This window comes from Chroococcidiopsis sp. CCALA 051, assembly GCF_003015105.1.
GTDB classification, from domain to species: domain Bacteria; phylum Cyanobacteriota; class Cyanobacteriia; order Cyanobacteriales; family Chroococcidiopsidaceae; genus Chroococcidiopsis; species Chroococcidiopsis thermalis.
Genome location: NZ_PYCI01000216.1, coordinates 1 through 7,064, shown reverse-complemented (window position 1 = coordinate 7,064; position 7,064 = coordinate 1). Strand labels below are relative to the sequence as shown.

Below are 7,064 nucleotides of genomic sequence, written 5' to 3'. Positions count from 1 at the left end.
AGATGTGTATAAGAGACAGATGTTGGGAGCGACCAGAATTGAGGACTGCCATCTGCAATTTTGCCTTGCTCAGGGCTGCTTCCAGCGCTATTTTTCCCGGTGGTGAATTTTGGAGAGCAATTGATGTTTGTCCTGCCCACAAGACGTTACCATCTGCTGTAACTGCTCCAATCGCTAGTTCTGGGTTTTGGGGATGACCGATCTTTTTTGCCACCACAATATCTATCGGACAACGCAGCCGCCGCGCTACTGGCACTGCTACAGGCAATCCTCCCCGTGGTAGGGCATAGACAATCGGATAAGGGGCAACGTTAGAAACAGCCGTAATTTTGTCCAGAAGACGATGAATTTCCGGTGCTAGTTGTTCTCCAGCAGCAACGCGATCGCGAAACAATATAGCAGTTGACATACTTTCGGCTGAGGACGGCATACTGCTTATATCTTCAAGGATGTTTCCGCAGTTTAACTGTGTTCTACAGCCTTTTTTCCAATCGGCTAGCAAATGCAACAAGATTTATTTTTTTAGTAATAGTTTCCTCATTTTCAGTTTTAGTCGGGAGTCGGGAGTTGTAAGGGAGACAAGTAGATAGAAAGAGGGTTAAAGTAGTCACAATTTCGCTACAATTGGAAGGTTTGCTAGCGCAGCTACAATTTTTATTCCATGTCTAGCGAAGACCAGCTCAGCTTATTTGCAAGTTCAGATGTCGTCGAACCAGTCGCACCGCCGCAACTGGATCTGATTCCCACAGATGCGAAAATTCCTATTCCCATAGGGACTTACCCCAGCCTAGTTGAATTGGCACAGCACTGCAATCAGTGCCAGCGCTGCGAACTAGGAGCAACGCGCCATCATGCCGTAGTTGGGCGAGGTCATCCCCAAGCCCCGATTATGATTATTGGCGAGGCACCAGGGCAAAACGAAGATGAGACAGGGTTGCCCTTTGTGGGGAAAGCCGGACAACTTTTAGAGAAAATTTTAGATTCTGTAAAATTAAATACAGACAAAGATATATATATCTGCAATATCAATAAATGCCGACCACCAGGAAATCGCACGCCTACCACTGATGAAGTAGAAGCTTGCAAGCCTTATTTGTTAGAACAAATTCGCCTAATCGAGCCAAAAATTATTCTTTTAACTGGCGCGACAGCACTCAAAGGCTTGTTAGGCGAAAAAAGAGCGATATCTAAAATTCGTGGTACGTGGTTGGAGTGGCAAGGACGCTTGTGTATGCCCATCTTCCATCCTGCTTATTTGTTACGCAACCAATCTCGCGAAAAAGGTAGTCCTAAGTGGTTGATGTGGCAGGATATTCAAGAAGTGAGAAAAAAACTGGATGAGATTTGCTAGTAGGGTACGTTATTTAATGCACCCTACTCCTTCGCATCTCGCGCCCGACTTCTGGCTCGACAATCACGCAACCAAGTTTCAATTGCCTGGGCAATAATACCATCACTCGTTTCCTCTGGTGGCGTGGGGGGTCTTTTGCCAGCGCGATCGCCAATTCGAGTAAACATACTAGCCAAACGCCATCCATCTTCAGTTTTGGCGAAAAAAGCCCAGTGAAACCCCTGCAATTCTACGGCGCGATCTTTTAAATACTGTCGCTCCAAGGTCGTAAAAAATACCTGCTGCACGTCTTCACCATCCGCCTGTGGCGATTTAGGCTGGTAAACACCAGGATCGGTAGTTAAAGGTTCAAACTCTGGATTCCCTGCTACCAATACATACGTATAAAGATCTGTACTGCGGCTCAACCTACGAGCGCGTTGACTAGTGCGATTGGCATATCCAGGCAAATCTCTGAGAAGTCGATCGGTCAGGGTTTTAAGATCTTGAGTAGAACAATGGGAGTCGGAAGTCGTAGGGGCGCACTGCTGTACGCCCGTGCAGGAGTCAGAAGTCGGATAGGCAGGTAAGGGTATTTGAGTAACAGCTAGTAAAGAAAGTAGAAAAAAGTGCAATTTGGAGTTGAAAAACGAGCGAATCAGGGTTAAATTCCAAATTTCGTAGCTTGCTTCTCTCTCTTCAGCCGAGAATTCGGAATTCCGAATTCCGAATTCCGAATTCCGAATTCTCTTCATCACCCCGCCAACTCCTGACAAATACGCTCCCAAGCCTCCTCTGGATTGGCAGCAGCAGTAATTGGACGACCGATGACGAGATAATCTGCCCCTGCTTGAATTGCCTGTGCGGGAGTCAGCGATCGCGTTTGATCGCCTTTTGCTGCCCAGCTCGGACGCACCCCAGGACACACTAAGAGAAAATCATCGCCGCAAATCCGCCGCAACTGTTCCACCTCTTGCGGCGAACAAACAGCCCCATCTAAACCTGCTTCCCGAGCTAATGAAGCCATTTCTAAGGCATATTCCGGTAGTTCCAAGGGAATTTTTAACTCAAAAGCAAGCTGACGAGCAGAAAGACTCGTTAAAACAGTAATCGCAATTAATTTTGGTGGTGCTACACCCGCCGTCTTTGCTCCCTCCTGTGCCGCTTGTTGAGCCAGTGACAAAGCATCTTTACCAGCAGTCGCATGAATCGTCACTAAATCGACTCCATATCCCGCCGCCGCCCGACATGCCCCAGCTACCGTATTCGGGATATCGTGAAACTTGAGGTCTAGAAATATTCGCTTTTGCCGCTGTTTCAACGTACTGAGAATACCACCACCACAGCTCACAAATAATTCCAAGCCAACCTTCCAAAAGCTGACCTGCGGCAACCGATCCACAAGCGCGATCGCAAGAGCTTCTGTCGGTACGTCTAGGGGAACGATAATTCGGTCTGTATGCATGGGTGTTGGGTTTAGAGACAAGGGAGACAAGGAGGACAAGGGAGAACGATCGCCAACTACCAACTACCCATTACCCATTACCAATTTGACAAATTTATTTTTGCCAACTTGTAAGACTTTACCATCCAATTCATCTGGAGAATTAAAGATTAGGTCTACTTGGTTGAGGCGATCGCCATCCAGTTTAACTGCTCCACCTTGAACTTGCCTGCGGGCTTCAGAACTAGTCGGACACAAACCACTGGCGCTGACAATGTAAAACAATTTTGCTGGAAATTTGATTTGAGATAGCGAAAATTCTGGTACGGCTGAAGTATCGGCTGTATTGCCTTGTACCAGTGACATTGCTGCTTTTTGAGCGTTTTGAGCGGCTTCTTTGCCGTGGTATTGACTGACAACCTCTAAAGCGAGCAGCTTCTGGCGATCGCGGGGAGTTTCCGGCAATCCATCTAAGGGTAAATTTGTCAATAACTCGAAATAATCTTTGAGCAAATGGTCTGGCGTTTTTTCCAGCTTGGAATACATCAATAGCGGTTCTTCTAGCAGTCCCACTTGATTTCCCAGCGACTTAGACATTTTCTGGTTGCCATCCGTGCCAATCAAAATTGGTAACAGCACGCCAAACTGTGGCTTTTGTCCGAAATGTCTTTGCAAATCTCGCCCTACAGCAATGTTAAATTTTTGGTCTGTTCCACCCAACTCTACATCTGCTTCTAGCGCTACAGAATCGTATCCCTGTACCAGGGGATAGAGAAATTCGTGGATGTAAATGGGATTTTCTTTCTCGTAACGTTCGGCAAACCCTTCTTTTGCCAACATTTGCCCGACAGTCATCGTAGACAACAATTCTAGAATTTTGGTCAAATCGAGTTTTGACAACCATTCTGAGTTGTAACGAACTTCCAACTTGTCGGGAGCAAAATCTAAAATTGGACGTACCTGATCTAAATAATTCTTAGCATTCTCGGCAACTTCTGCCGCACTCAATTGACGGCGAACTTCCGATCTGCCAGTGGGGTCGCCAATTCTAGCCGTGAAATCGCCAATCAGCAAAACGGCTTTATGTCCGGCATCCTGAAACGCTCTGAGCTTGCGGACTGGAATACTATGACCTAAATGAATCTCCGCGCCAGTGGGGTCAATCCCGAACTTGATACGCAAGGGTCGATTTGTCATTTTTAACAATTTTTCCAGACTTTCTTCGGGATTGCTAGAATCAGGCTGGTCTGGAAAGATTTCGCTGACACCACGTCGCAGCCAATTTGGATCGGGTGTCGCGGTGGCTAATTGAGAGCTTGGCTCTTGCCTTGGGGATGATAAATTCGTTACACTCACTCGCAACCTTCTCAATCGCTTAATTGACAGACTACTATAGTGACAAAATTATCCGCTGATTTGGCGATCGCGATCGCAGACAAATCTCTTGGCTATTAAGTTGAGGAAATTAAACCGCTGTGTCTTCTAGCATTGCCCGAGAAAAACCGAGATATTCATCACCTGGCTGGAAATTTCTTAAAGAAGTCAGTCAGGTGACAGGCGGAACCCTTCTAGCAGTCATTATGTTGACTAGTGCCATTGTAGCTGGAGGGCTAGTCGGCTTAGCAATTAGCTTCCGCAACTTACCCGATGTCAGAGTATTGCGTAACTATATTCCTTCGGAAACATCATATTTTTATGATATAAACGGCAAAGTCCTTGCCAGTATTCACGGCGAAGCCAATCGCGAAGTCATCCCTTTAAATAAAATCTCTCCAGAATTAAAACGAGCAGTTCTGGCGATCGAAGACAGTCATTTTTATTCCCATAACGGCATAAATATTAGTAGCGTCGGGCGTGCCTCAATCGTCAACTGGCAGCGCGGGGCAGTGGCAGAAGGCGGCTCGACCCTGACGATGCAGCTGGTGAAAAATATTTTTCTGACGCAGCAGCGCCGATTTAGCCGCAAAGTTGCCGAAGCAGTCTTAGCCATTCGTTTAGAACAAATTCTCAGCAAAGACCAAATTTTAGAAATGTACCTCAATCAAGTGTTTTGGGGACACAATAACTATGGCGTAGAAACGGCAGCCCAAAGCTATTTCGGCAAGTCAGCCGCAGACTTAAATTTGGCGGAAGCGGCGATGATGGCAGGAATCATTCAAGCACCGCAAAACTACAGCCCATTTGTCAGCATGAAAACGGCGAAACAACGCCAAGAAACTGTTTTGAACCGAATGCGCAGTTTGGGCTGGATTACGGCAGAGGAATACGAGAAGGCGAGGGAAACAAAAATTACCCTGGGGAAAGTTCGCTCGTTCCAACGTAGTAGTATGCCCTTTGTTACTAATACTGCGGCTCAAGAGTTAGAACGGGAATACGGAATAGAAGCCGTGCAAAAAGGCGGGCTGCGGGTGCAAACTACCATTGACTACAACATGCAGCGGATCGCCGAGGAGACCGTAGCAAAGTGGCATAAAACCATTCGCTCTCAGGGTGTCCGTGCCGACCAGATGGCTTTGGTGTCAGTCGATCCGCGCACTCAATTTATTAAAGCATTGGTAGGTGGGGTAGATTATCGAAAAAGCGAATTTAACCGCGCGACTCAAGCCCGTCGCCAGCCAGGATCGTCTTTTAAGCCGTTTGTCTATTACACGGCATTTGCTTCAGGAAAATTTACGCCCAATAGCGTTATCAATGATACTCCGGTCAGTTACCGCATCCCTGGCGGAATTTGGACTCCGAAAAATTACGATGACTCTTTCAACGGTCCCATGCCAGTGCGGCGATCGCTCGAAGTGTCGCGTAACATCCCCGCCGTGAAGCTAGGTAGCGCTGTGGGTTTGAATAAGGTGGTCGAGACGTGCCGCATCTTGGGCATCAACAGCCCGATGGAACCAGTGCCATCTTTACCATTAGGAGCGATCGGTGTCACGCCTTTGGAAATGGCAAGTGCCTACGCGACAATTGCTAATTACGGTTGGCAGTCCAAACCAACTATTATTGCCCGCGTCACCGATAGTAGTGGTAACGTTATCCTCGATAACTCTCCCAAACCCCAACTCGTCTTAGAGCCTTGGGCAGCCGCTACCTTAACAGACGTGATGAAAGGGGTAATTACTAGCGGTACGGGAACCGCCGCTCAAATCGGTCGCCCCGCCGCAGGTAAGACGGGAACCACATCTTCAGAACGGGATATTTGGTTTGTCGGTTTCGTGCCTCAACTATCCACAGCTGTTTGGGTCGGCAACGATAACTACCAACCTGTCGGTAAGGGTGCAACAGGTGGCGTATTTGTTGCCCCGATCTGGCGATCGTTCATGTCACAAGCCTTGAAAAATACCCCAGTCGAGAATTTCCGTCCTCCTTCGCAGTTCGATCGACCAAGGTGAGAGGAATTCGGAATTCGGAATTCGGAATTCGGAATTAAATTACGCACCACTTTCTTTGTGAGGAAAGCCGTACATGGGAGCGGTTCTCTTTTTTTGGTTAAATAGTTTAATATTAAATTAATTGATATTGAACTAAATAATTCAAACTAAGTTGGAGGACAGAATATGATTACACTCAGACAAAGCCAAGAACGCGGACATGCAAATCATGGGTGGTTAGATAGCTATCACACCTTTTCATTTGCAAACTACTACGACCCCTCTCACATGGGATTTCGATCGCTGCGCGTGATTAACGAAGATCGAGTCCAGCCAGGAAGAGGGTTTGGGACTCACGGACATCGGGACATGGAAATTCTCACCTACGTCCTTGAAGGCGCGCTCGAACATAAAGATAGTATTGGTAATGGGGAGATCGTCCGACCCGGAGAAGTACAAAGGATGAGTGCTGGAACGGGAATTATGCACAGCGAATTCAATCCTTCTGCTACCGAACCAGTTCACCTCTTGCAAATTTGGATTCTGCCCGATCGCCAAGGCTTAGAGCCGAGTTACGAACAAAAAGCATTTTCAGTTGCAGAAAGACAAGGAAAATTGCGGTTAATTGCCGCTAAAGATGGACGCGATGGTGCTGTGACAATTCATCAAGACGTGAATTTGTATTCAGCCATATTGCAACCGCAAGATCGGGTCACTTATCAATTGCAACCAAATCGTTATGCCTGGCTGCAAGTAGCGCGGGGTGCAGTGGCACTCAACGGTCATAGCTTGAACGCGGGAGATGGAGTAGCAATCGGTGCCGCTGAACTGTTAGAAATAAGCAGCGATCGCGACGCGGAAATATTACTTTTCGACTTGGCGTAGTTGCGGCGGGAGATAGAAGGGACAAGGGAGACAAGGGGGA

The 7,064-nt window shown here is 47.3% G+C and carries 6 protein-coding genes and 1 pseudogene; 3 read left to right on the top strand and 4 right to left on the bottom strand.

From position 1 onward, the window contains the following. A pseudogene (locus tag C7Y66_RS29530) lies at positions 1-430 on the bottom strand (phosphoribosyltransferase family protein); the annotation flags it as partial. 231 nt (positions 431-661) lie between these two features. On the opposite strand from C7Y66_RS29530, the gene C7Y66_RS29525 reads away from it, so the two are divergent. Next, positions 662-1,351, top strand: a complete 690-nt coding sequence (locus C7Y66_RS29525; RefSeq protein ID WP_015155005.1) for a uracil-DNA glycosylase family protein — start codon at positions 662-664, stop codon at positions 1,349-1,351. A gap of 23 nt (positions 1,352-1,374) precedes the next feature. Here the strand turns inward: C7Y66_RS29525 and C7Y66_RS29520 are convergent, their stop codons facing one another. From C7Y66_RS29520 to tyrS, 3 genes are all read right to left on the bottom strand, one after another. After that, a complete protein-coding gene (locus tag C7Y66_RS29520; RefSeq protein WP_106548268.1) occupies positions 1,375-2,085 on the bottom strand; it encodes a hypothetical protein in 711 nt (236 codons plus the stop codon). Beyond that, positions 2,085-2,795 carry an orotidine-5'-phosphate decarboxylase gene (pyrF, locus tag C7Y66_RS29515; protein ID WP_106167287.1) on the bottom strand — a complete coding sequence of 237 codons (711 nt, stop codon included), beginning with the start codon at positions 2,793-2,795 and terminating at the stop codon, positions 2,085-2,087. The genes C7Y66_RS29520 and pyrF overlap by 1 nt, the downstream gene beginning before the upstream one ends. A gap of 63 nt (positions 2,796-2,858) precedes the next feature. Next, positions 2,859-4,130: a tyrosine--tRNA ligase gene (gene tyrS / locus C7Y66_RS29510; RefSeq protein WP_106548267.1), complete on the bottom strand. Its 1,272-nt coding sequence runs from the start codon at positions 4,128-4,130 to the stop codon at positions 2,859-2,861. A 119-nt stretch (positions 4,131-4,249) separates the two neighbouring features. Between tyrS and C7Y66_RS29505 the strand changes: the two genes are divergently transcribed. Next, a complete protein-coding gene (locus C7Y66_RS29505) occupies positions 4,250-6,160 on the top strand; it encodes a transglycosylase domain-containing protein (RefSeq protein ID WP_106548266.1) in 1,911 nt (636 codons plus the stop codon). 165 nt (positions 6,161-6,325) lie between these two features. Next, complete coding sequence (locus C7Y66_RS29500) at positions 6,326-7,024, top strand: pirin family protein (RefSeq protein ID WP_015155010.1); 699 nt, start codon at positions 6,326-6,328, stop codon at positions 7,022-7,024. Positions 7,025-7,064: the final 40 nt, after the last annotated feature.